This window comes from Nonomuraea fastidiosa (assembly GCF_042751225.1).
GTDB classification, from domain to species: domain Bacteria; phylum Actinomycetota; class Actinomycetes; order Streptosporangiales; family Streptosporangiaceae; genus Nonomuraea; species Nonomuraea fastidiosa.
In genome coordinates this window covers 1,024,116-1,046,955 of record NZ_CP170570.1, presented here as the reverse complement: position 1 = coordinate 1,046,955, position 22,840 = coordinate 1,024,116, and the positions used below count along the sequence as shown (strand labels likewise).

Genomic DNA, 22,840 nt, shown 5'->3' with positions numbered 1-22,840 from the left:
GCCGGCCCCGTGTCAGCACATGCTGACACCATGGACGTAAGAGAGCTGGCCGAGACGGCCGCCGGCCGCGACCCAGGCGACGGCCTGCGCGCCGTGGCCGCTCTCAGAGCGCTGCTCGAGGAGCTGGAGGCGGCCCACGTCTCCAACGCCCGCGCGCAGGGCTGGTCGTGGGAGCAGATCGCCGACGCGCTGGGCGTACGCCGCCAGACGGCGCACCGTAAGCACGCCCGCAGGACGGGGAAGGCAGGGGGTCGATGATGTTCACCAGGTTCACAGAAGGTGCCCGCCGGGCCGTGGTCGCGGCCGGGATCCATGCGCTCGACGCCGGACGGCCCACGCTCGACGCCGCGCCGATCCTGCTCGGGCTCGCGGAGGTACAGCCGTTCGCGCTGAAGCACTTCACCGCCGACCCGGCCGACGTGCGCCGGCTCGCCGGGCTGCCCGACCCGCGCGCGCTGCTCGCCACGCTCGGCATCGACCTCGACGAGGTGCACCGCCGCACCCGTGCGGGCGCCGAGGACCCGCGGCGATGGAGCCTGCGCCGCTCGCGCGTGCGCCCGCTGCGCGTCACCCTGTACGGGCCGCTCGGCTCGCTGCCTCTCACCCCGGCGGCCAGGAAGGTCGTGGAGGTGGCCAAGTCGCGGCCGGGCCCCGTCACCGGCGAGCGCCTGCTGTGGGGGCTGCTCGCCGACGGCGGCAACGGCGCGCGCCGGATCCTGCGCGCGGCCGGGGTGGACGTGGCGGCGCTGGTACGCGAGGCCGCCATCCCCGCCCGCCGCGCCGCCTGACCGCCCGCCGGGCCGCCTGACCGCCCGCCGGGCCGCTGACCGCCCGCTCTACCGCCCGGCCGCCCCGGCGTGCCGCCTGATCGAGTGCGGCGGAGTCGGGTCACGCCCTCATAGCGCCGCCCGCATGATGGGCGGCGGGCGGTTAGACGGCGGGGCTGAGGTGGGCGAGTTTGTCGGGGTTGGCCATCACGTAGATCGTCTCGATCCGGCCGTCCACGACGACGAGCGAGAGCACGCCGACGACCCGCCCGCCTGCCGACATCACCAGGGCGGGCGCGCCGTTGATCGCCTGGATGTCGTACGACACCTCCGCCCCGGCCGCCTGGCCGACCGAGGCCATGAACCTGGCGATGTTCGCCGGGGTCTTGATGGACAGCAGGAAACGGCTGACGTTGCCGGACCCGGTGATGACCCGCAGCGCCGCCTTGGCCTTGCCGCCGCCGTCGCTGACCATCGCCACCTGGTCCGACAGCAGCGAGATGAGCCCGTCCAGGTCGCCCTCCATCGCCGCGTCGAAGAAGCGCTCGGTGATGCGCCGCCGCTCGTCCCGGTCGACGTCGTAGCGGGGCCGCCGCTCGCGTACGTGGTCGCGGGCCCTGCGGGCGAGCTGCCTGACGGCGGGCTCGCTGCGCCCGACGATCTCCGCGATCTCCGCGAACGGCAGGTCGAACGCCTCGCGCAGCACGAAGACCGCCCGCTCAAGGGGTGTCAGCGTCTCCAGCACCACCAGCAGCGCCAGCTCGACGGAGTCGGCCAGCTCGGCGTGCTCGGCGGCGTCGGGTCCGGTGCTGATCGGCTCGGGCAGCCACGGGCCCACGTACGACTCCCGCCGCGTCTTCGCCTGCCGCAGCCGGTCGATGGCCAGCCGCGAGGTCACCGTGACGAGGTACGCCTTGGGGTCGGCGATGTCCGCCCGATCGGCTCCGGACCAGCGCAGCCACGCCTCCTGGACGACGTCCTCGGCGTCCGTCACGCTGCCCAGGATGCGATAGGCGACGGACATCAGCAGGCCACGGTGCTCCTCGAAGGTCGGCATGAACCCTAAGACGTATCACGGAACCGCGACGTGACACGAGGGCTCCCAACCTCCGTTATAGTTGTGGATCGCAAGGGGCTATAGCGCAGTTGGTAGCGCGCCTCCATGGCATGGAGGAGGTCTGGGGTTCGAATCCCCATAGCTCCACCCGATCGAAAGCCTCGCCGTCCGGCGAGGCTTTTCGCATCTCCCGGTCGTTCAGCGTGCGGAGAGCTCGTCGAGCACGGCCAGGTAGTGCGGGTTGCGCATGGCGCCGAGCACATTGCCCCACGGGTCGACCACCGACGCCGTCACGAAGCCCGAGCCGTCGCCCTGCTCTCTGATCGCCCGGTGCTCCTTGGCGCCCATGCTCAGCAGCCGCTCCACCGTGGCCTCCAGATCGTCCACGTGCCAGTACGCGATGGCGCCCGCGGGCCGGTCGGTCGTGCCGGGCCCTGCGGCGCAAGGTGGGCGTAGCGGGTGTCGATGATGCCGAACTCGTGCTGGTAGTCGCCCAGACGGAACTCGACGTATCCGGGCCGGTGGTAGTACGGCTCGATGCCGAGGAACTCGGTGTACCAGGACTGCGCCGCCTCCAGGTCGGCGGCCCAGAACGTCAAAGTGGCGATTCCGCGGAGCGTGTCGGTGGCCACCGCGCGCCGGGATCTGGAGGCGCTGCCGGCGGCGGGCGTCCCCGTCTATCCGCAGGCGGGCCGGGGCGGCGGGTGGCGGTTGCTGGGCGGGGCGCGTACCGACCTGAGCGGATTGTCCTCCTCGGAGGCGCAGGCGCTGTTTCTGCTCGCCGGGCCGGCCGCGCACGCGACGCCCGAGGTGAAGTCCGCGCTGCGCAAGCTGCTGCGGGCGTTGCCGGAGACGTTCAGGGAGGAGGCGGAGGCGGCGGCGAGCGCCGTCGTGGCCGATCCCGCCGCGTGGGGCGCGGTGGGCAAGGAGCCGCCCGGCCTGATCAGGGTGCTGCGGGACGCCACCTGCACGGTCCTCGGCGAGGAGGAGGATGGGCGGGACAGGGTGCGGGTGGCGGCGCCGATGGCCCTGTCGCTCGCCGAGCAGCTCGCCGGGTGGGGCGCGCGGGCCGAGGTGGTGGGGCCCGATGAGGTCGGGGCGGAGCTGGCGCGCATCGGCGCTGAGCTGGTCGCCCGCTACGCCTCCTGAGCGGGGAGGCCAACGCAGGCGCGGAGCCGGTGGCTCACTACACCCCCTGAGCGGGGCGACCGGTGTGGCGCACCTCGCCGGCGTGGCGAGAACCCTCGTGCGGTGAGCAGGGCCTGAACGCGGCGGGAAAGCAGAGGGCCGGAGGTGGAAGCCTCCGGCCCGTTTTCTATGTCAAGCGGCCGGGACGGCCGCCGAGGGTCAGGAGTAGTGGCGCGGGCGGCGCCGGCCGAACGACTTGCCGACGTGGAAGCCGCCGGGCAGGTGCACCGACACGTGGCGGCGGCCGTCGGGCGTGGCCGAGACGTGGAAGCGGCGCCCGCCGAAGCTGCTGCTGATGCCGTGTCGCGAGAGGTCGACCCGGAACGGACCGAGTTTGACCGACTTGCTGTAGTGCCAGCCCATGTGCCTCCTCCGCCGTCATGCGCTCTGCCAGAAGAACGTCCGGCGCGGCGGCCGGGTTCCCGGCCCGACTGGTCGGGCGTTCGCGCGCGCAAGTGGACCTCGGCCCGGCCGGCACCCCGGGTCTACGGTGAGAGCAGGTTCCGGCGAAGGGTCATCGACATGTTCGTGATCGCTCATCTGAGCGACGTCCACATCGGCGCGACTCCCGAGGCCGTCAGCCGTACGGAGGCGGTCATGCGGTATCTGGACGCGCTGCCGGGCGAGCTCGACGCGGTGCTCGTCACCGGCGACATCGCCGACCACGGCCGCGCCGAGGAGTACGAGACCGCCGCCAAGCTGCTCGCCTCCCGCCACGCCGTGCTGATCGGCCCCGGCAACCACGACGTGCGCGCCGAGTTCCGCCGCGTCCTGCTCGGCGATCAGGGGGAACGGAGCACCCGGCCGGTCAACCAGGTGCTGCGCACCCCGAACGCGATCTACGCGATGTGCGACTCCTCGATCCCCGGCGAGGACGCGGGCCGCCTGGACGACGAGACGCTCGGCTGGCTCGGCGGCGTGCTGGCGGGCAGTGGCGGGCTGCCGGTGTTCGTGGCCTTCCACCACCCGCCGGTCCAGCTGCACGGCCCGGCCATCGACGGCATCAGGCTGCACGAGACCGGCCGCCTTGAGGCGCTGCTCGCCGAGCACCCGAACGTGCCCGCCGTGCTGGTGGGGCACGCCCACACGGCCGCCGTCACCACGTTCGCGGGCCTGCCGCTGCTGGTGGGCGGCGGCGTGGTCTCCACGCTGACGTGGCCATGGGAGGGCGGGGTGACCTTCGACGACTGCATCGACTACGCGCTGCCGCCGCTGATCGCCTTCCACGTCTTCGATGAGAACGCGGGCCGGGTGACCACCCACTACCGCGTCGTGCCGTGAGAGCGGCGGCGGGCCTGTGCGGAGGCCCGCCGCCGGGTCTCACCGCTCGCTGAGCTCGATGAACGTCACCGAGTATGCCGGGAAGTCGTAGGTGAAGGCCGAGGAGAAGCCGTTCACCCGCTGCCGCCGCGGCGAGATGCGATCGGGGTCGGAGATCGAGTTGACGTCGGACGGCTCTCCGGTCAGCGACGTCACGGTGGCCGACGGGCGCAGCCGGGCCGTGCCGAGGTCCACGCTCGCGCGTACGGCGCCGTCCTGGGCGTTGACGACCTTGAGCGTGATCGTCTTCCCGTCCCTGGAGACCACCTGGTACAGCGGCTCGACCCGGGAGTCGTCGACGAACTCGTTGATCTTCTCGCCGTCCAGCCAGGTCGTGATCGTGCGCCCGCTGACCTGCACCTTCAGCCGGTAGTCGCGGCCGGTCTCGACGGTGGTCGGCGACGTGGCGATCGACGACTTACCGCCGCCCACGGCCTTCTCGACGGCGGACTGGGTGTTGTTCCAGCCGCCGACGTTCCACCAGTAGAAGTTGCCGCTGTCGCGGACCCCGAACATGAGCAGGAAGCCCTCGGCCCCGGCGGTCTTGCGTGCCGTCACCTCGATCGTGTAGTTCGACCAGTCGGCCGAGCCCGCCGTGGAGCGGGCGTCCTCGACTTGGGCGGTCTGCACGTACGCGCCGTCCTCGACGGCCCAGGTGCCGAGGCCGGGCGACCAGCGGTCCGCGCCCGCCGAGAAGTCGTCATCCAGCAGCACGGTGCCGTCGGCCGCGGTGACCTTGACGTCGTCGTAGCGGACGGCGGTGTTCCACGCGCCCAGCCCGACGGCGCCCTTGATGTCCTCGACCGGCCTGGGCTCGCCCTCGAACCTGCTGGGCACGATCCGGTCACCGACGTTCGTGGAGAACAGCCGCTGCACGTGGTAGCTGGGCGAGCCGTACGCCTCGTCGTTGTCGAACCAGATGAGGTCGGGCGTCCAGTCCACATAGTCCACGTTGGCGAGCAGCGGCGCGTACGACGCGAGCCGGACCACGTCGGAGTTGCGCTCGATGCCCGTCAGGTACGACGCCTCGCTGAGCGCGTTGTAGAAGGTGTTGCCCCGGGAGGCGTACTCGCCCACGAACACCTTCGGCCCCTCGCGGTCGTAGGAGTCGTAGCGGCGGTTGTTGGCGAGGAACCAGTCGGGGTTGTTGTAGTAGTGCTCGTCGACCAGGTCGGCCTTCTGGTCGCGGGCGAACTGCCACATCCGGTCGAACCAGGCGCCCTGCGAGGTCTGCCCGGCGTTCGAGATGATCTTGATTTCCGGATGCTTCGCCCTGATGGCATCGGCGAACTTCGGATAGTTGGTGAAGAACTCCTCGTAGATCTCCTCGTTGCCGAGCCCGATGTACTCAAGGCCGAAGGGCTTCGGATGCCCCATCTCGGCCCGCTTCTTGCCCCAGGTGGAGGTGACGGGGCCGTTGGCGAACTCGATCAGGTCGAGCGTGTCCTGCACCCAGCGGGCCAGCTTGGCCTCGTCGGTCAGCGGGCGGTTCTCGCCGCAGCCGTTCACGCCCACCGACAGCACCGGCAGCGGCTTGGCCCCGATGTCCTCGGCGAACTGGAAGTACTCGTAGTAGCCGATGCCGTAGCTCTGGTTGTAGCCCCAGAAGTTGAAGTTGGTGGGCCGCTCCTCGACCGGGCCGATCGTCTCCTTCCACTGGTAGATGCGGCGCCGGTCGCCGGTCTCCGCGTACGGGTCGTAGGTGCCGACGTTCGTCACGCAGCCGCCGGGGAAGCGCAGGAAGCTCGGCTTGAGATCGGCGATCAGCTCGGCCAGGTCGGCGCGCATCCCGTGCCCCTTGAACGTCTTGCGCGGGAACAGCGAGACCATGTCGAGGTCGGTGCGCCCGGCGGGCGCCTGGACGACGAGCCGCCCGGCGTCGGTGGTGGCCGAGGCGGTGAACGATGCGCGGTACTTGGCCCAGCCGCCCGCCTTGACGCGCACAGTGGCCCGGCCCAGCACCTTCGTGCCGTCCTCGACCGTCACCGTGAGCGTGGCGGGCTCGGCCCGCCTGGCCCACAGCGACAGGTCGTAGCGCTCGCCGGCCTTCAGCGGCACGCCGCGGTTGAACCCGGCGTTGCTCACCCCGGCCGTGCCCCCGCCGGTCACGTCGAGCCGCAGGTAGTTGCGGTTGTTGGAGTTGAGCGGCTCTTCGCCGGAGACGGTCAGCGTGGCGGTGGCGCCGCGCTCTGCCTTGCTCCAGGCGGTCAGGCCCGTGTAGCCGGGCTCGTCGATGGAATTGAACTCGAACGAGCGGTTCTGCACCAGCTCGGCGTACAGGCCGCCGTCGGCGGCGTGGTTGATGTCCTCGTAGAAGACGCCGTACAGGTCGGGGCTGACCTTGGTGCCCTTGGCCCGGGTGTCCACGGTGAGCTCGCCCGTGCTGTAGCGCTCGATCCGGAACTTCGCGGCCTCACCGGGCGCCGCCATCACGAGCGCGCCGCCCTTGACGGCGACGGCCTGATCGCCCGAGGCGAGCCTGACCTTGCCGCCGCCCGCGTCGGTGAGCCGGAAGACCGAGCCCTTCCCGCTCAGCCGCAGCTTGGCCGCGGCCTCCAGATACGTGCCGCCGGACTCCTTGAGCTTCACGCCGTCGCCGCTCGGCTCGGCGGTGAAGGCGAGGCTCGTCATGTCCGCCGACGCCGAGGCGCGCACCGTGCCCGAGCGGTCCGCGCTCAGGTACGGCAGCGCCGGAGCCCGCAGCGTGAACGTCCCCTCCGGCACCACCGCCCGGCCGGGAGCCGCCTTGATCGCGAAGTATTCGAAGCCCACCCGCATGGAGGTGCCGTTCTGGGCCGAGAGCCCGAACAGCCCGACCTGCCCGACCGACAGCCGGGCGGTCATCTTCGCCGCCTGCACCCAGGCGGAGCCGTCCCAGTACGAGGAGACGAACTCGTCGCCGGTCCTGGCCAGCTTGAGTATCTCCGCGCTTGAGCCGGGCCTGGCCGCGAACTGCGCGGTGAAGGCCGCCCCGACCTCGGTGGCCGTCTCGATCACCGGGCCGCCCGCGAAGCCCACGTGGGCGAGGCCCGCGCGCACGTAGTTGTCCCAGTCCTGCCAGGCCAGCAGGCCCGCGCTCTGGTAGTCGAGCGCCACGGGGGCGCTGAGCTTGGTCACCACCTCGAAGTCGCCGTCGGGGACGTCCACGAGGAACAGGTTCCTGGCGTTGTTGGTGGCCTGGTGCGTGTCGCCGGTCGAGGTGTCGAGGCGTAACGCGCCGCCGGACAGGCTCCAGCGGGAGTCGTCGGGGGAGAGCACGCTCCAGTCGGGCCCGAGCGTGGTGCCGTCGAACTCGTCCACGATCGCGCCGTCGGGGATCGGATCGGGGGCGGGATCGGCCGGGGCGCGGGCCGGTGCGACCAGGGAGGCGGCCACGAGCAGGGCCGACAGGGCGATGCGCGACATGAGCGGGGGGCTCCTCATGGGTTGTTAGCGTTAACACATAAGTGAGCGTTAACAACTGCGATCGGCGATTAGTTAAGGACGTCCGACCAGGGGCGTCAAGAGGCGGCTGTGTAACCCGACCGTAATCCGGCGAGCCCTTGACGGGAGTGATTGTGAGCGTTCACAGTCGGGGCCAAGCCAGGAAAGGAGCACGGCTGTGAGATCCACCCTGGGGCGCCGCCCGCCCGTCATGGCCGACGTGGCCAAGGAGGCCGGCGTGTCGCATCAGACGGTTTCGCGCGTGCTCAACGGCCATCCGAACGTCCGCAGCGAGACCCGTACGCGGGTGCTCCAGGCCATCGACAAGCTCGGCTACCGCCGCAACCTCGTCGCCCGCGCCCTGGTCACCAAGCACTCGAGGACGCTCGGCGTGGTCAGCTTCGACACCACCCTGTACGGCCCGGCCAGCACCGTCTACGGCATCGAGCAGGCGGCCAGGGCGGCCGGCTACTTCGTCAGCGTCGTCAGCCTCACCTCGATCGACCGGGCCGGCGTCCGCGACGCCCTCGACTACCTGGCCGAGCAGGGCGTGGACGGCGCCGTGGTGGTCGCGCCGCAGCGCTCGGCCGCCGAGGCGCTGGCCGACCTGCCGCCCGGCATGCCCGCCGTCGCGGTCGAGGGAGCGATCGGGGGCGAGGCCGGCGGCGGACAGGCCGGTGACGTCTCGGTCGTCTGCGTCGACCAGGTCGCGGGCGGCAGGCTCGCCACCGAGCACCTGCTGTCGCTCGGCCACGAGACGGTCTGGCACGTCAGCGGCCCCTCCGACTGGCTGGAGGCCGAGGGGCGCCTGGCCGGGTGGCGGGCAGCGCTGGAGGAGGCGGGCCGGGAGGTCCCGCGCCCGCTCGCCGGCGACTGGAGCCCGCGCTCGGGATACGAGGCGGGCCGCAGCCTGGCGCACATGAGGAACGTCACGGCGGTCTTCGTCGCCAACGACCAGATGGCGCTGGGCGTGCTGCGGGCGTTCACCGAGCAGGGGGTGAGAGTGCCCGAGCAGGTGAGCGTGGTCGGCTTCGACGACGTCCCCGAGTCGGCGTACTTCTCGCCGCCGCTCACGACCATCAGGCAGGACTTCGACGCGGTGGGCAGGCACGGCATCGAGGTGCTGATACGGCAGCTCGAAGGCGGCCACGACGGGCGGGAGCGGCTGGTGGTGCCGCCCTCGTTCGTGGCCAGGGCCAGTACGGCCCCCGTGGCCTGAGCCGCCGCGGCAAGGCAGGACGCGCTGCCCCCCGAGCCGGGGTGTTAGCGCTCACACCAGGAAGGAAACCCCCCACGTGTTCAAGAGGATCTCGGCGCTGATGCTCGCCGGGCTCACCGCGCTCGCGGTGACGTCCTGCGGCAGCGAGGGCGGCGGCACCGGTGGCGACGCAGGCGCCGGTGGCGGGAAGGACGACGCGATCGTCATGGGCTTCTCCCAGGTCGGCGCGGAGAGCGGCTGGCGTACCGCCAACACCAAGTCCGTGCAGGAGGCGGCACAGGCGGCGGGCATCGAGCTCAAGTTCTCCGACGCCCAGCAGAAACAGGAGAACCAGATCAAGGCGATCCGCTCGTTCATCCAGCAGCGGGTGGACGTCATCGCCTTCTCCCCGGTGGTGGAGTCGGGCTGGGACCCGGTGCTGAACGAGGCCAAGAGGGCGAACATCCCGGTCATCCTGACCGACCGCGCGGTGGACTCCCAGGACACCTCGCTCTACAAGACCTTCCTCGGCTCGGACTTCGTCGAGGAGGGCAGGAAGGCCGGTCAGTGGCTGGTCGAGGAGTACAAGGACTCCGACGAGACCGTCAACATCGTCGAGCTGCAGGGCACGACCGGCTCGGCCCCGGCCAACGACCGCAAGGCCGGCTTCGCCGAGGTCATCGGGAAGGACCCCAAGTTCAAGATCATCGCCTCGCAGACCGGCGACTTCACCCGGGCCAAGGGCAAGGAGGTCATGGAGGCCTTCCTGAAGGCCCACCCGGACATCGACGTCCTCTACGCGCACAACGACGACATGGGGCTCGGCGCCATCGAGGCCATCGAGGGCGCGGGCAAGAAGCCCGGCGAGGACATCAAGATCATCACCGTGGACGCGGTGCGCGACGGCATGCAGGCGCTCGCCGACGGCAAGATCAATTTCATCGTCGAGTGCTCGCCGCTGCTCGGCCCGCAGCTCATGGACCTGGCCAAGAAGATCGTGGCGGGCGAGCAGGTGCCGCCCAGGGTGGTGACCGAGGAGACCACCTTCACCCAGGAACAGGCCAAGGAAGCGCTGCCCAGCCGCCAGTACTGACCGGGCGCCGCAGGGCGTGACGACGAGGAGCGGCGGCCCGGCGCAGGCGTCCGGGCCGCCCCTCATGCACGGAAAAATCCACGGAAGGGGAAAGGCACATGGCCGTACCCGCGCCGGTCCTGACGATGAGCGGGATCGGCAAGAGGTTTCCGGGGGTGACGGCCCTGGACGGCGTGAACCTGCGGCTGCTGCCCGGCGAGGTGCACGCGCTGATGGGCGAGAACGGAGCGGGCAAGTCCACCCTGATCAAGGTGCTCACCGGCGTGTACGCCGCCGACGCGGGCACCATCGAGCTGGACGGCAGGCCCGTGGCGTTCGGCAGCCCGCTGGAGGCGCAGCAGGCCGGCATCAGCACGGTCTACCAGGAGGTGAATCTCTGCACGAACCTGTCCGTCGCCGAGAACATCCTGCTCGGCAGGGAGCCGCGCCGCCTGGGCCGCATCGACTGGCGGCGCATGCGGGCCCGCGCGGGCGAGCTGCTGGCGCGCCTTGAGCTCGATCTCGACGTGGCCGCGCCGCTGTCGTCGTACTCGCTGGCCGTGCAGCAGATGGTGGCGATCGCGCGGGCCATCGACATCGACGCGAAGGTGCTGATCCTGGACGAGCCGACCTCCAGCCTGGACGCCGACGAGGTGCGGCAGCTGTTCAGGGTGATGCGGCGGCTGAAGGACGAGGGCATCGCGATCCTGTTCGTCTCGCACTTCCTCGACCAGATCTACGAGATCTCCGACCGCATGACGATCCTGCGCAACGGCCGGCTGGTCGGCGAGTACGCCACCCGCGAGCTGCCGCAGGTCGAGCTGGTCGCGAAGATGATCGGCAAGGAGCTGGCCGCGCTGGAGCGGCTGCACGGCGCCTCCGAGGTGGCGGAGCGGCCGCTGGTCGAGGCGCGCGACCTCGGCCGCACCGGGGCGATCGAGCCGTTCAGCCTGACCATCCACGAGGGAGAGGTGGTGGGGCTGGCCGGGCTGCTCGGCTCCGGCCGTACGGAGATCGCCCGGCTGCTGTTCGGCGCGGACCACGCGAGCACCGGCGAGATCGCGATCGGCGGCCGGCCCGCCTCGCTGCGCACGCCGCGCGCGGCGATGAACCACAAGATCGCCTTCTGCTCGGAGAACCGCAAGGCCGACGGGCTGATCCCCGACCTCACCGTGCGCGAGAACATCATCCTCGCGCTCCAGGCCACCCGGGGCTGGACCAGGCCGGTGCCCCGCGACCAGCAGGACGAGCTGGTCAGGAAGTACATCGAGGCGCTCAAGATCAGCCCGCCCAACCCCGACCACCTGGTACGCGACCTCAGCGGCGGCAACCAGCAGAAGGTGGTGCTGGCCAGGTGGCTGATCCTGGAGCCCAGGCTGCTCATCCTGGACGAGCCCACCCGCGGCATCGACGTCGGCGCGAAGACCGAGATCCAGCGCCTGGTGGCCGAGCTGTCCGGCGGCGGGATGGCGGTGCTGTTCATCTCGGCCGAGCTTGAGGAGGTGCTGCGGCTCAGCCACAAGGTCGAGGTGCTGCGCGACCGGCGGCTGGTGGCCGAGCTGCCCAACGACGCCGGCCTGACCACCGACGTGCTGATGGAGACGATCGCGAGCGGAGGGCGGACCTCATGAGACGCCTGATCTGGCCGATCGCGGTGCTCATCGCGCTGCTGGCGCTGAACGTGTTCTTCACGCCCGGCTTCTTCTCGATCGAGGTCAAGGACGGCCACCTCTACGGCAGCCTCATCGACATCCTGCGCTTCGGCGCGCCGCTCATCCTGGTCGCGCTCGGCATGACGCTGGTCATCGCGACCGGCGGCATCGACCTGTCGGTGGGCTCGGTGGTGGCGATCTCGGGCGCGCTGGCCTGCCTGCTGATCAGCGGGGACGCGAGCGTGTTCACCGCCGTTGCGCTGGCGCTCGGCCTGTGCCTGGTGCTCGGGCTGTGGAACGGGTTCCTGGTGGCCGGCATCGGCATCCAGCCGATCATCGCCACGCTGATCCTCATGGTGGCCGGGCGCGGGCTCGCCCAGCTCATCACCGACGGGCAGATCATCACCGTCAACAGCCCGGCGTACAAGGAGATCGGCGCCGGCTACTGGCTGGCCCTGCCGTCCGGCATCATCATCGTGGCGGTCGTGCTGGCCATCACCGCGTTTCTGACGAGGAGGCTGGCGCTGGGCGTGCTCATCGAGTCGGTGGGCGGCAACGCCGAGGCGAGCAGGCTCGCCGGCATCAGGTCGCGCGGGATCATCGTCATGGTCTACGCCTTCGCCGCCCTGTGCGCGGGCGTCGCCGGCCTGATGATCAGCTCGAACGTCTCCAGCGCCGACGGCAACAACGCCGGCCTGTGGATCGAGCTCGACGCGATCCTGGCCGTGGTGATCGGCGGCACCTCGCTGGCCGGCGGGCGCTTCTCGCTCGGCGGCACCGTGCTGGGCGCGCTCATCATCCAGTCGCTGACCACCACGATCTACTCGATCGGCGTGCCGCCGGAGACGACGCTGCTGTTCAAGGCGCTGGTGGTGACGGCGGTCTGCCTCATCCAGTCGCCGTCGTTCCGTGCGAAGGTGCTGCGCGGGCGAGGGCGCGGGCGTGCGGCGCCGCCCCCGGTCCCGGCCCCAGCCGCACAGGAGGAGACGAGCGCGCCGGACGGAGTGAGGTCATGAGCACGATGAGCGGGACGGCGGCGCTCGGGCGGGTGTCCGTGCCGTCGAAGTACCTGCCGGTCCTGGTGACCGGCTGCCTGTTCGTGGCGATGTTCGTGGCGGGCGGCATCCGCTACGAGGGCTTCGCCCACGGGCAGGTCATCTTGAACGTCTTCATCGACAACGCGTTCCTGCTGGTGGTGGCCGTCGGGATGACGTTCGTGATCCTGACCGGCGGCATCGACCTGTCGGTCGGCTCGGTGGTGGCGCTGTCGACGATGATCGCGGCCAGCCTCATGGAGGGGCCCGGGTGGCCGCCGTACCTGGTGGTGCCGCTGGTGCTGCTCATCGGCTCGGGGCTCGGGCTGGTGATGGGGTACATCGTGCAGGCCTTCGACATCCAGCCGTTCATCGTGACGCTGGCGGGCATGTTCCTGGCGCGGGGCCTGTGCTACACGATCGGCACCGACTCGATCCCCATCCGCGACGCCACGTTCACGGCGTTCGCGCAGGCCAGGATCGATCTGTTCGCCGATCTGTGGATCTCGCCGAGCGTGGTGATCGCTGCCGTGGTGGTCGCGGTGGCGGCGTACGTGCTGCACTACACCCGCTTCGGCCGGTCGGTCTACGCGACGGGCGGCAACGAGCAGTCGGCGATCCTCATGGGGCTGCCGGTGGGCCGTACGAAGATCATGGTCTACACGATCAGCGGGTTCTGCTCGGCCCTGGGCGGGGTGCTGCTGACGTTCTACATGCTCTCCGGTTACGGGCAGCACGCCGCGGGCATGGAGCTCGACGCGATCGCGGCGGTGGTCATCGGCGGCACGCTGCTGACGGGCGGCAGCGGGTTCCTGCTGGGGACGGTGCTCGGCGTGCTCGTGCTCGGCCTGATCCAGACGATTCTGAGCTTCGAAGGGACGCTGTCGTCGTGGTGGACGAAGATCGTCATCGGCGCACTGCTCTTCGTCTTCATCCTCCTGCAGCGGCTGTTCTCGGTGCGGACGCGGAGGTGAAACGCTGGTAACCGGTAAGAAACCTGCCCATTTGCCCGCTCCGACGGGTGTCACGCCTGGTCAGAGGGGAGGCGGGCGGCTCGCGCAATCGACTGGAAAGTTACCATCAGGTTATGCCCGGGCGTTGACATGGTCGTTGTTAGCGATAACAATCGGGCGAAGCAGGTGTGTGCTTTGTTGTGATTCGTCCGGTTCTACGGACGGATCTCCTTACTTTATCCGGCAGCAGCCGCGTTCCAGCGCTGCCGCGACCCCCATGGAAAGGGACACTCATGAGGTTGGGACGAATCGGGGGCGTGGTGTCGGCCATCGCGCTCGCCGCGACCATGACGGCGTGTGGATCGAGCACGAAGACCATCGACGCCGAGACATCGGCTTCGGCCGCCGCCGGCAACGCGGGCGCCCTGATCGGCGTCACGATGCCCACCAAGTCATCCGAGCGCTGGATCCACGACGGTGACAACGTCAAGAAGCAGCTCGAGCAGCTCGGTTACAAGGTCGACCTCCAGTACGCGGAGAACGACATCCCGACGCAGGCCAACCAGATCGAGAACCAGATCACCAAGGGCGCCAAGCTCCTGATCATCGCCTCGATCGACGGTACGGCCATCACTTCGCAGCTCCAGCAGGCGGCCGACGCCAACATCCCGGTCATCGCCTACGACCGGCTGATCCGCAACAGCCCGAACGTCGACTACTACGCGACCTTCGACAACTTCAAGGTCGGCGTGCAGCAGGCGACGTCGCTGCTCAAGGGCCTCGGCGTCGAGGACGGCAAGAAGGGCCCGTTCAACGTCGAGCTCTTCGCCGGCTCGCCCGACGACAACAACGCCACGTTCTTCTGGAACGGCGCGATGTCGGTGCTCCAGCCGAAGATCGACGACGGCACGCTGGTGGTCAAGAGCGGCCAGACCGACTTCAAGCAGGCCGCCATCCTGCGGTGGGACCCCGCCACGGCGCAGAAGCGCATGGAGGACATCATCACCAGCACCTACACCGGCGGCACCAAGGTCGACGGCGTGCTCTCGCCGTACGACGGCCTGTCCATCGGCATCCTGTCGGCGCTGAAGAGCTCCGGCTACAGCAAGCCGTACCCGATCGTGACCGGCCAGGACGCCGAGCTGCAGTCGGTGAAGTCGATCATCGCCGACGAGCAGTACTCCACGATCTTCAAGGACACCCGCAAGCTCGCCGAGCAGACGGTCAAGATGGCCGACGCCGTGCTCAAGGGCCAGCAGCCCGAGGTGAACAACACCAAGGACTACGACAACGGCAACAAGGTCGTGCCCTCGTACCTGCTCGACCCGGTGATCGTCGACAAGAGCAACTACAAGGACGTCATCGTCGGCAGCGGCTACTACACCGAGGACCAGCTCAAGTAAGGGACCGTGCCCCGGGGACGGCGTCTCGATGACGTCCCCGGGGCGGTATCCCTGAACGCGAGGGGCATATGACCGAGCACATCTTGCGGATGAGCGGGATCACCAAGACGTTCCCGGGCGTCAAAGCGCTCCAGGACGTCAACCTGTCGGTGCGCAGGGGTGAGATCCACGCCATCTGCGGCGAGAACGGCGCCGGCAAGTCGACGCTGATGAAGGTGCTGTCGGGCGTCTACCCGCACGGCACCTACGAGGGCGAGATCACCTTCGAGGGCAAGCGCTGCGAGTTCGGCGGCATCCGCGACAGCGAGCACGCCGGCATCGTCATCATCCACCAGGAGCTGGCGCTCAGCCCGCAGCTGTCGATCGCCGAGAACATCTTCCTCGGCAACGAGCGCGCCACCCGCGGCTTCATCGACTGGAACCGCACCAACTACGAGGCCGCCGAGCTGATGAAGCGGGTCGGCCTGCGCGAGAACCCGACCACGACGATCTCCGACATCGGCGTGGGCAAGCAGCAGCTCGTCGAGATCGCCAAGGCGCTGTCGAAGAAGGTGAAGCTGCTCATCCTCGACGAGCCCACCGCGGCGCTCAACGACGACGACTCGGCCCACCTGCTGGACCTGCTGCGCGGGCTGCGCGACGAGGGCATCACCTGCGTGATCATCTCGCACAAGCTCAACGAGGTGATCGCGATCGCCGACTCCGTCACGATCATCCGCGACGGGCGCACGATCGAGACGCTGGACATGGCCACCGACAACGTCACCGAGGACCGCATCATCGCGGGCATGGTGGGCCGCGCGCTCGACAACCGCTTCCCGCCGCACGAGCCGAAGATCGGCGACGAGGCGCTGCGCATCGAGGACTGGACGGTCTACAGCCCGGCCCAGCCGGACCGCAAGGTGGTCGACGGCGCCTCGCTCATGCTGCGGCGCGGCGAGATCGTCGGGCTCGCGGGGCTCATGGGCGCCGGGCGCACCGAGCTGGCGATGAGCGTCTTCGGCCGCACGTACGGGGTGCACATCTCCGGCAAGATCTTCAAAGACGGCAAGCCGGTCGAGATCCGCAACGTCCAGGACGCGATCAGCCACGGCATCGCCTACGCCTCCGAGGACCGCAAGCGCTACGGGCTCAACCTCATCCAGGACATCAAGACCAACATCAGCGCCGCCGGGCTCAAGAGCCTGGCCAAGCGCGGCTGGGTGAACGAGAACGAGGAGTACCGGGTCGCCGAGGAGTTCCACAAGAGCATGAACATCAAGGCCCCGAGTGTGGACAGCATCGTGGGCCAGCTCAGCGGCGGCAACCAGCAGAAGGTCGTGCTGTCGAAGTGGATCATGACCGAGCCGGACGTGCTCATCCTCGACGAGCCCACCCGGGGCATCGACGTCGGCGCCAAGTACGAGATCTACACGATCATCAACAGGCTGGCCGACCAGGGCAAGGCCATTCTGGTGATCTCCTCTGAGCTGCCCGAGCTGCTCGGCCTGTGCGACCGCATCTACACGCTCTCCGAAGGACGCATCACCGGAGAGGTGCCCCGCCAGGAGGCCACCCAGGAAAGCCTCATGTATCTCATGACCAAGGGACAGGAGTAGCTCCCATGAGCAGCATCACGCCCACCGGCCTGCGTGAGGCCGGAGCCGCGGGCGAAGGAGGAAAGGCGCCCAGGCAGCCGGGCCGGGTGTCGCTCGGCGGCGTATCGCTCAACCTGCGATCGAGCGGCATCTACATCGCCTTCGCGCTCATCATCGTGCTGTTCTCGGTGCTCACCGACGGCGCGCTGCTCCAGCCGCAGAACATCTCCAACATCATCGTCCAGAACTCCTACGTCCTGATCCTCGCGATCGGGATGATCCTGATCATCATCGCCGGGCACATCGACCTGTCGGTCGGCTCGGTGGTGGCGGTCACGGGAGCTCTGGCCGCGGTGCTCATGGTCAACATGGGCTGGCCGTGGCCGCTGGCCCTGCTCGCCACGCTGGTGGCGGGCGCGCTCATCGGAGCCTGGCAGGGCTACTGGATCGCGTACTTCGGGATCCCGGCGTTCATCGTGACGCTGGCCGGCATGCTGCTGTTCCGCGCGCTGACGCTGACCGTCCTCGGCAACCAGGGCATCGGGCCGTTCCCCGACCAGGTCCGTACGCTGGCCAACGGCTTCACCGACGGCTACCTCGGCAACATCGGCCTCGGCCCGCTCGGCGGCGCCGACCTGTTCAGCCTGCTCATCGGCATCGTCGCGATCGCCGGCATGGTCGCCGCGCAGTGGCGCACCAGGAGCGCGCGCAAGGGTTACGGCCAGGCCGTCGAGCCCATGGCGCTGTTCGTGCTGAAGATGGCGGCGGGCGCCGCGATCATCCTGTTCCTGGTGGTGCAGCTCGCCCGGTTCAAGAACCTGCCGTGGGTGCTCGTGCTGCTGGCGATCCTCGTGCTGGGCTACTCGCTGATGGCCAACCGCACGGTCTTCGGCCGGCAGATCTACGCCATCGGCGGCAACCTCCAGGCCGCGATCATGTCCGGCGTGAAGGTCAAGTCCGTCGTGTTCTGGATCTTCGTGAACATGGGCGTGCTGTCGGCCATCGCCGGCATCATCTTCGCCGGCCGGCTCAACCAGGCGGGCCCGACCGCGGGCAACAGCTTCGAGCTCGACGCGATCGCCGCGGCGTTCATCGGCGGCGCGGCCGTGCAAGGCGGCGTCGGCAAGGTGGTCGGCGCCATCACCGGCGGCCTGATCATGGCGGTCATCAACAACGGCATGTCGCTGATCGGCTCCCCGAGCGAGCGGGTCATGCTCGTCAAGGGCGCGGTGCTGCTCGCGGCCGTCGCGTTCGACGTCTGGACCAAGCGCAGGGCGGGTGCCGCAGGACGCTGAGAGCTCATGGGGAGCCCGCCACCAAGATCACGCGGGCTCCCCTGAGTAAGATCCCCCCGAGCGAAAGGAGAGACCGTGACGACCCCCAAGCGTCGCGTGCCGGTCATGGCCGACGTGGCCAGGGAGGCGGGCGTGTCGCACCAGACGGTCTCCCGGGTGCTCAACGACCATCCCAACGTCCGGCCGGACACCCGCGCCCGCGTGGAGGCGGCGATCAGCCGGCTGGGCTACCGCCGCAACCTCGCCGCCCGCGCCCTGGTCACCAAGCGCTCGCGCACCCTGGGCGTGGTCAGCTTCGACACCACCCTGTACGGCCCGGCCAGCACCATCTACGGCATCGAGCAGGCGGCGAGGACCGCCGGCTACTTCGTCAGCATCGTCAGCCTGAAGTCGATCGACACCGCGAGCGTCGGCGACGCCATCGACTACCTCGCCGAGCAGGGCGTGGACGGCGTCGTGGTGGTGGCGCCGCAGCGCTCGGCCGGGCGCGCCCTGGAGAACCTGCCCGCCGGCATGCCCGCGGTCGCGGTCGAGGGCACGCACAGCACCGATGTGTCGGTGGTCTGCATCGACCAGGCCGAGGGCGCCAGGCTCGCCACCCGCCATCTGCTGGAGCTGGGCCACGAGACGGTCTGGCACGTGGCAGGCCCGCAGGACTGGCTGGAGACCGAGGGCCGCATCGAGGGCTGGCGCTCGGCGCTGGAGGAGGCGGGCCGCCCGGTGCCCGAGCCGCTGGCCGGTGACTGGAGCCCGCGCGCCGGCGACGAGGCCGGCAAGAGCCTGGCCGGCATGGACGGCGTGACCGCCGTGTTCGCGGCCAACGACCAGATGGCGCTCGGCGTGCTGCGCGCCCTGTCCGAGAAGGGAGTGCGGGTGCCGGAGCAGATGAGCGTGGTCGGCTTCGACGACATCCCCGAGTCCGAGTTCTTCTCGCCGCCGCTCACCACGGTCAGGCAGGACTTCGACGTGGTGGGGCGCCACTGCATCGAGGTGCTGCTGCGGCAGATCGAGGCGGGGCCGGCCGCGTTCGAGCGGCTGGTCGTGCGGCCGAGCTTCGTGGTGCGGGCCAGCACCGCCCCTGTCCGGTAGATGATGGGCATGCCCCCGGAAACCCCTGGAGTTCAATGTGAACGCTAACAAGTACGTCGTCGGAGTGGACTTCGGCACGTTGTCAGGACGTGCCGTCGTCGTACGCGTCAGCGACGGCGCCGAGCTGGGCAGCGCCGTCCACGAGTACGCGCACCGCGTCATCGAGCAGACCCTGCCCGGCACCGACGTGCGCCTCGGCCCCGACTGGGCGCTGCAGTCGCCGCAGGACTGGCTCGACGTGATCAAGAACGCGGTGCCGCAGGCGATCGCCGCCGCGGGCGTGCCGGCCGCCGACATCATCGGCATCGGCACCGATTTCACCGCCTGCACCGTGTTGCCGACCACGGCGGACGGCACGCCGCTGTGCTTCGAGACGCCGGAGGTGCCGCACGCCTGGCCCAAGCTGTGGAAGCACCACGCCGCGCAGCCGCACGCCGACCGCATCAACGAGCTGGCCGCACGGCGCGGCGAGAGCTGGCTGCCCCGCTACGGCGGCAAGATCTCTTCGGAGTGGGAGTTCGCCAAGGCGCTGCAGGTGCTGGAGGAGGCCCCCGAGGTCTACGCCAGGGCCGAGCGCTGGATCGAGGCCGCCGACTGGATCATCTGGCAGCTCACCGGCGTGGAGAGCCGCAACATCTGCACGGTCGGCTACAAGGGCATCTTCCAGGACGGCAGCTACCCGTCGCGGGAGTTCCTGGCCGAGCTGAACCCGGGCTTCGCCGACTTCACCGACAAGCTCGCCACTGGCCAGGTCGGCGACGACGTGAACGGCGTCACGCTGGCCCCGCTGGGCGGCCTGGCCGGCCGGCTCACCGCGCAGGCGGCCGAGTGGACCGGCATCCCCGAGGGCGCGGCCGTCGCCGTCGGCAACGTGGACGCCCACGTCACCGCGGCCGCCGCCGACGCCGTCAGGCCCGGCCAGATGGTCGCCATCATGGGCACCTCCACCTGCCACATCATGCCGAGCGACCGGCTGGCCGAGGTGCCCGGCATGTGCGGTGTCGTCCAGGACGGCATCGTGCCGGGGCTGTGGGGCTATGAGGCCGGGCAGTCCGCGGTCGGCGACATCTTCGCCTGGTTCGTGGAGAACTTCGGCACCGAAGGCCACGACGAGCTGACCGCGCTGGCCGAGAAGCAGGCCGTCGGCCAGCACGGGCTGGTCGCGCTCGACTGGTTCGGCGGCAACCGCTCGGTGCTGGTCGACCACAACCTGTCCGGCGTGATCGTCGGCCAGACCCTGGCCACCAAGCCCGAGGACGTCTACCGGGCGCTCATCGAGTCCACCGCCTACGGCGCGCGGATGATCGTCGAGACGTTCGAGCAGTCCGGCGTGCCGGTCGAGGAGTTCGTGGTGGCCGGCGGGCTGCTGAAGAACTCCTTCCTCATGCAGGTCTACGCCGACGTGCTGCGCCGCCCCCTGTCGGTCATCGGCTCCGACCAGGGCCCCGCGCTCGGCTCGGCCATCCACGCCGCGGTCGCCGCCGGCGCCTACCCCTCCATCGAGGAGGCCGCCGCGGCGATGGGCAAGCGCACCGAGCGGGCCTACGAGCCCGACCCGGACCGCGCCGACGCCTACGACCGGCTCTACGCCGAATACCGCAGGCTGCACGACTTCTTCGCCGACGGACGGATGCTGCACACGCTGCGCGCGATCAGGAACGAGGCAAGCGCATGACTTCCCCCGATGTGACCACTCTCCGCAAGACGGTCGCGGACCTGCACGCCGAGCTGGTCCGCTACAACCTGGTGGTGTGGACGGCCGGCAACGTGTCGGGCCGCGTGCCGGGTGAGGACCTCTTCGTCATCAAACCGTCAGGCGTTTCCTACGACGAGCTGACCCCGGACAACATGGTCGTGTGCGACCTGGACGGCAACCTCGTCGAGGGCGAGCACTCGCCGTCCAGCGACACCGCCGCGCACGCCTACGTCTACCGCAACATGCCCGACGTGGGCGGCGTCGTGCACACCCACTCCACGTACGCCTCGGCCTGGGCCGCCCGCGGCGAGGCCATCCCGTGCGTGCTGACCGCGATGGCCGACGAGTTCGGCGGCGAGATCCCGGTCGGGCCGTTCGCGCTCATCGGCGACGACTCCATCGGCAAGGGCATCGTCGAGACGCTCAAGGGCCACCGCTCCAAGGCCGTGCTCATGCAGAACCACGGGGTGTTCAGCATCGGCAAGGACGCCAAGGCCGCCGTGAAGGCCGCCGTGATGTGCGAGGACGTGGCCCGTACGGTGCACATCGCCCGCCAGCTCGGCGACCCGCTGCCCATCGCGCAGGACGACATCGACCGCCTCTACGACCGCTATCAGAACGTCTACGGACAGAGGAGCCCGCGTTGACAATCTGGTTTCTGACCGGCAGCCAGGGGCTGTACGGCGAGGACACGCTGCGCCAGGTGGCCGAGCAGTCCCGGCGCATCGCCGAGCAGCTTCCCCTGCCGGTGGAGTGGAAGCCCGTCCTGACCGACGCGGCGGCCATCCGGCGGGTGATGCTGGAGGCCAACGCCGACGACGACTGCGCCGGCGTGATCGCGTGGATGCACACGTTCTCCCCGGCGAAGATGTGGATCGCCGGGCTGGACGCGCTGCGCAAGCCGCTGCTGCACCTGCACACGCAGGCCAACGTCGAGCTGCCGTGGGCCACCATCGACATGGACTTCATGAACCTCAACCAGGCCGCACACGGCGACCGTGAGTTCGGGTTCGTCCAGACGCGCCTCGGCGTGCCGCGCAAGACGGTGGCAGGGCACGTCAGCGACCCTGCGGTGGGCGAGCGCATCCTCGCCTGGCACCGGGCCGCGACGGGCCTCGCCGAGCTGCGCACGCTGAAGCTGGTCCGCTTCGGCGACAACATGCGCGACGTGGCGGTGACCGAGGGCGACAAGGTCGAGGCGCAGCTCCGCTTCGGCGTCTCGGTCAACACCTACGGCGTCAACGACCTGGTCGAGGCCGTGGACGCCGCCTCCGACGCCGAGGTGACCGCGCTCGTCAAGGAGTACGAGGAGCAGTACCGCGTCGTGCCGGAGCTGCTCGGCGAGCGCAACGAGTCGCTGCGCTACGCGGCCAGGATCGAGCTGGGCCTGCGCGGCTTCCTGGAGGCGGGCGGCTACAAGGCGTTCACCACGAACTTCGAGGACCTCGGCGGGCTGCGCCAGCTCCCCGGCCTGGCCGTGCAGCGGCTGATGGCCGACGGCTACGGCTTCGGCGGCGAGGGCGACTGGAAGACCTCGGTGCTGGTGCGGACGCTGAAGGCCATGACCGGCGGCAAGGGCGGCACCTCCTTCATGGAGGACTACACCTACAACCTGACGCCGGGCCAGGAGCTGATCCTGGGCGCCCACATGCTGGAGGTCTGCCCGTCGATCGCGGCGGACACGCCGTCGTGCGAGATCCACCCGCTCGGCATCGGCAACCGCGAGGACCCGGTGCGGCTGGTCTTCGACGCCGAGCCCGGCCCGGCCATCGTGGTGGGCCTGGCCGACATGGGCGACAGGTTCCGCCTGGTGGCCAACGAGATCGACGTGGTCGCCCCGCCGCAGCCGCTGCCCAAGCTGCCGGTGGCGCGCGCGGTGTGGAGCCCGCGCCCGAACCTGCGCACCTCCACCGAGTCGTGGCTGACCGCGGGCGGCCCGCACCACACGGTGCTGTCGAAGGCGGTGGGCCGCGAGGAGCTGACGGACCTGGCCGACATGCTGGGCGTGGAGCTGGTGATCATCGACGCCGACACCACGACCGAGCGGTTCGCCAAGGAGCTGCGCTGGAACCAGGCGTACTACCGGCTGGCCCAGGGCCTGTGAGCCCGGCGGGTT

Annotated in this window: 21 protein-coding genes and 1 tRNA gene; 17 read left to right on the top strand and 5 right to left on the bottom strand. The window is 70.0% G+C overall.

Annotated features, from left to right (window positions below; all coding sequences use genetic code 11):
* Window positions 1-30 precede the first annotated feature (30 nt).
* Complete coding sequence (locus ACFMQL_RS04670) at window positions 31-258, top strand: helix-turn-helix domain-containing protein (protein ID WP_364067118.1); 228 nt, start codon at window positions 31-33, stop codon at window positions 256-258.
* Complete coding sequence (locus ACFMQL_RS04665) at window positions 255-788, top strand: Clp protease N-terminal domain-containing protein (RefSeq protein ID WP_378784682.1); 534 nt, start codon at window positions 255-257, stop codon at window positions 786-788. The genes ACFMQL_RS04670 and ACFMQL_RS04665 overlap by 4 nt, the downstream gene beginning before the upstream one ends.
* Before the next feature lie 142 nt (window positions 789-930).
* On the opposite strand, the gene ACFMQL_RS04660 is transcribed toward ACFMQL_RS04665, so the two are convergent.
* Window positions 931-1,824, bottom strand: a complete 894-nt coding sequence (locus ACFMQL_RS04660) for an RNA polymerase sigma-70 factor (RefSeq protein ID WP_378784681.1) — start codon at window positions 1,822-1,824, stop codon at window positions 931-933.
* 74 nt (window positions 1,825-1,898) lie between these two features.
* Between ACFMQL_RS04660 and ACFMQL_RS04655 the strand changes: the two genes are divergently transcribed.
* A tRNA-Ala gene (locus ACFMQL_RS04655) sits at window positions 1,899-1,971 on the top strand.
* Window positions 1,972-2,022: 51 nt separating this feature from the next.
* Here the strand turns inward: ACFMQL_RS04655 and ACFMQL_RS04650 are convergent.
* Together ACFMQL_RS04650 and ACFMQL_RS04645 are read right to left on the bottom strand one after the other, a co-directional pair.
* Window positions 2,023-2,211 carry a hypothetical protein gene (locus ACFMQL_RS04650; protein ID WP_364067112.1) on the bottom strand — a complete coding sequence of 63 codons (189 nt, stop codon included), beginning with the start codon at window positions 2,209-2,211 and terminating at the stop codon, window positions 2,023-2,025.
* Window positions 2,175-2,423 (bottom strand): VOC family protein, encoded by a 249-nt coding sequence (locus tag ACFMQL_RS04645; protein WP_378784680.1) that lies wholly within the window; start codon window positions 2,421-2,423, stop codon window positions 2,175-2,177. Before ACFMQL_RS04645 ends, ACFMQL_RS04650 begins: the two co-directional genes overlap by 37 nt.
* A gap of 1 nt (window position 2,424) precedes the next feature.
* Here ACFMQL_RS04645 and ACFMQL_RS04640 point away from each other — a divergent pair, with 1 nt between their 5' ends.
* On the top strand, window positions 2,425-2,973 hold the full coding sequence (locus ACFMQL_RS04640; protein WP_364067108.1) for a WYL domain-containing protein: 549 nt from the start codon (window positions 2,425-2,427) through the stop codon (window positions 2,971-2,973).
* A 198-nt stretch (window positions 2,974-3,171) separates the two neighbouring features.
* On the opposite strand, the gene ACFMQL_RS04635 is transcribed toward ACFMQL_RS04640, so the two are convergent.
* Entirely contained in the window at window positions 3,172-3,375 is a 204-nt protein-coding gene (locus ACFMQL_RS04635; RefSeq protein WP_378784679.1) for a DUF4236 domain-containing protein, read from the bottom strand.
* Between the two features lie 159 nt (window positions 3,376-3,534).
* Between ACFMQL_RS04635 and ACFMQL_RS04630 the strand changes: the two genes are divergently transcribed.
* Window positions 3,535-4,293, top strand: a complete 759-nt coding sequence (locus ACFMQL_RS04630; protein ID WP_378784678.1) for a metallophosphoesterase — start codon at window positions 3,535-3,537, stop codon at window positions 4,291-4,293.
* A 39-nt stretch (window positions 4,294-4,332) separates the two neighbouring features.
* Here the strand turns inward: ACFMQL_RS04630 and ACFMQL_RS04625 are convergent, their stop codons facing one another.
* Complete coding sequence (locus ACFMQL_RS04625; protein ID WP_378784677.1) at window positions 4,333-7,737, bottom strand: alpha-L-arabinofuranosidase C-terminal domain-containing protein; 3,405 nt, start codon at window positions 7,735-7,737, stop codon at window positions 4,333-4,335.
* 229 nt (window positions 7,738-7,966) lie between these two features.
* Here ACFMQL_RS04625 and ACFMQL_RS04620 point away from each other — a divergent pair, with 229 nt between their 5' ends.
* The 12 genes from ACFMQL_RS04620 to araA all read left to right on the top strand — a co-directional run bounded on the left by ACFMQL_RS04620 (window position 7,967) and on the right by araA (window position 22,828).
* Window positions 7,967-8,974 carry a LacI family DNA-binding transcriptional regulator gene (locus ACFMQL_RS04620; protein WP_364067206.1) on the top strand — a complete coding sequence of 336 codons (1,008 nt, stop codon included), beginning with the start codon at window positions 7,967-7,969 and terminating at the stop codon, window positions 8,972-8,974.
* 76 nt (window positions 8,975-9,050) lie between these two features.
* Window positions 9,051-10,046, top strand: a complete 996-nt coding sequence (locus ACFMQL_RS04615; RefSeq protein ID WP_378784676.1) for an ABC transporter substrate-binding protein — start codon at window positions 9,051-9,053, stop codon at window positions 10,044-10,046.
* Window positions 10,047-10,144: 98 nt separating this feature from the next.
* Window positions 10,145-11,656, top strand: coding sequence for a sugar ABC transporter ATP-binding protein (locus tag ACFMQL_RS04610; RefSeq protein WP_364067098.1), 1,512 nt, complete (start codon window positions 10,145-10,147; stop codon window positions 11,654-11,656).
* The gene (locus ACFMQL_RS04605; RefSeq protein ID WP_364067096.1) at window positions 11,653-12,693 is read left to right on the top strand and encodes an ABC transporter permease; all 1,041 of its coding nucleotides are present in this window, start codon (window positions 11,653-11,655) and stop codon (window positions 12,691-12,693) included. The genes ACFMQL_RS04610 and ACFMQL_RS04605 overlap by 4 nt, the downstream gene beginning before the upstream one ends.
* A gap of 5 nt (window positions 12,694-12,698) precedes the next feature.
* Window positions 12,699-13,685 (top strand): galactofuranose ABC transporter, permease protein YjfF, encoded by a 987-nt coding sequence (gene yjfF, locus ACFMQL_RS04600; RefSeq protein WP_378790133.1) that lies wholly within the window; start codon window positions 12,699-12,701, stop codon window positions 13,683-13,685.
* A gap of 272 nt (window positions 13,686-13,957) precedes the next feature.
* Window positions 13,958-15,067 (top strand): multiple monosaccharide ABC transporter substrate-binding protein, encoded by a 1,110-nt coding sequence (gene chvE / locus ACFMQL_RS04595; RefSeq protein WP_364067092.1) that lies wholly within the window; start codon window positions 13,958-13,960, stop codon window positions 15,065-15,067.
* 68 nt (window positions 15,068-15,135) lie between these two features.
* Complete coding sequence (gene mmsA / locus ACFMQL_RS04590; protein WP_378784675.1) at window positions 15,136-16,665, top strand: multiple monosaccharide ABC transporter ATP-binding protein; 1,530 nt, start codon at window positions 15,136-15,138, stop codon at window positions 16,663-16,665.
* Between the two features lie 5 nt (window positions 16,666-16,670).
* Complete coding sequence (gene mmsB, locus ACFMQL_RS04585; RefSeq protein WP_364067089.1) at window positions 16,671-17,939, top strand: multiple monosaccharide ABC transporter permease; 1,269 nt, start codon at window positions 16,671-16,673, stop codon at window positions 17,937-17,939.
* Window positions 17,940-18,014: 75 nt separating this feature from the next.
* Window positions 18,015-19,028, top strand: a complete 1,014-nt coding sequence (locus ACFMQL_RS04580; protein ID WP_378784674.1) for a LacI family DNA-binding transcriptional regulator — start codon at window positions 18,015-18,017, stop codon at window positions 19,026-19,028.
* A 37-nt stretch (window positions 19,029-19,065) separates the two neighbouring features.
* Entirely contained in the window at window positions 19,066-20,703 is a 1,638-nt protein-coding gene (araB, locus tag ACFMQL_RS04575; protein ID WP_364067085.1) for a ribulokinase, read from the top strand.
* On the top strand, window positions 20,700-21,371 hold the full coding sequence (locus ACFMQL_RS04570) for an L-ribulose-5-phosphate 4-epimerase (RefSeq protein WP_364067083.1): 672 nt from the start codon (window positions 20,700-20,702) through the stop codon (window positions 21,369-21,371). The genes araB and ACFMQL_RS04570 overlap by 4 nt, the downstream gene beginning before the upstream one ends.
* Window positions 21,368-22,828, top strand: coding sequence for an L-arabinose isomerase (gene araA, locus ACFMQL_RS04565; protein ID WP_364067081.1), 1,461 nt, complete (start codon window positions 21,368-21,370; stop codon window positions 22,826-22,828). The genes ACFMQL_RS04570 and araA overlap by 4 nt, the downstream gene beginning before the upstream one ends.
* The last annotated feature ends 12 nt before the right edge of the window (window positions 22,829-22,840 follow it).

Bases quoted from the DNA above. Each gene is read 5' to 3' on its own strand.
- yjfF (WP_378790133.1), top strand. From the start codon at position 12,699: ATGAGCGGGACGGCGGCGCTCGGGCGGGTGTCCGTGCCGTCGAAGTAC.
- ACFMQL_RS04665 (WP_378784682.1), top strand. From the start codon at position 255: ATGATGTTCACCAGGTTCACAGAAGGTGCCCGCCGGGCCGTGGTCGCG.
- ACFMQL_RS04630 (WP_378784678.1), top strand. From the start codon at position 3,535: ATGTTCGTGATCGCTCATCTGAGCGACGTCCACATCGGCGCGACTCCC.
- mmsA (WP_378784675.1), top strand. From the start codon at position 15,136: ATGACCGAGCACATCTTGCGGATGAGCGGGATCACCAAGACGTTCCCG.
- mmsB (WP_364067089.1), top strand. From the start codon at position 16,671: ATGAGCAGCATCACGCCCACCGGCCTGCGTGAGGCCGGAGCCGCGGGC.
- ACFMQL_RS04635 (WP_378784679.1), bottom strand. From the start codon at position 3,375: ATGGGCTGGCACTACAGCAAGTCGGTCAAACTCGGTCCGTTCCGGGTC.
- chvE (WP_364067092.1), top strand. From the start codon at position 13,958: ATGAGGTTGGGACGAATCGGGGGCGTGGTGTCGGCCATCGCGCTCGCC.
- ACFMQL_RS04625 (WP_378784677.1), bottom strand. From the start codon at position 7,737: ATGTCGCGCATCGCCCTGTCGGCCCTGCTCGTGGCCGCCTCCCTGGTC.
- ACFMQL_RS04670 (WP_364067118.1), top strand. From the start codon at position 31: ATGGACGTAAGAGAGCTGGCCGAGACGGCCGCCGGCCGCGACCCAGGC.
- ACFMQL_RS04605 (WP_364067096.1), top strand. From the start codon at position 11,653: ATGAGACGCCTGATCTGGCCGATCGCGGTGCTCATCGCGCTGCTGGCG.
- ACFMQL_RS04620 (WP_364067206.1), top strand. From the start codon at position 7,967: ATGGCCGACGTGGCCAAGGAGGCCGGCGTGTCGCATCAGACGGTTTCG.
- ACFMQL_RS04610 (WP_364067098.1), top strand. From the start codon at position 10,145: ATGGCCGTACCCGCGCCGGTCCTGACGATGAGCGGGATCGGCAAGAGG.
- ACFMQL_RS04660 (WP_378784681.1), bottom strand. From the start codon at position 1,824: ATGCCGACCTTCGAGGAGCACCGTGGCCTGCTGATGTCCGTCGCCTAT.
- ACFMQL_RS04570 (WP_364067083.1), top strand. From the start codon at position 20,700: ATGACTTCCCCCGATGTGACCACTCTCCGCAAGACGGTCGCGGACCTG.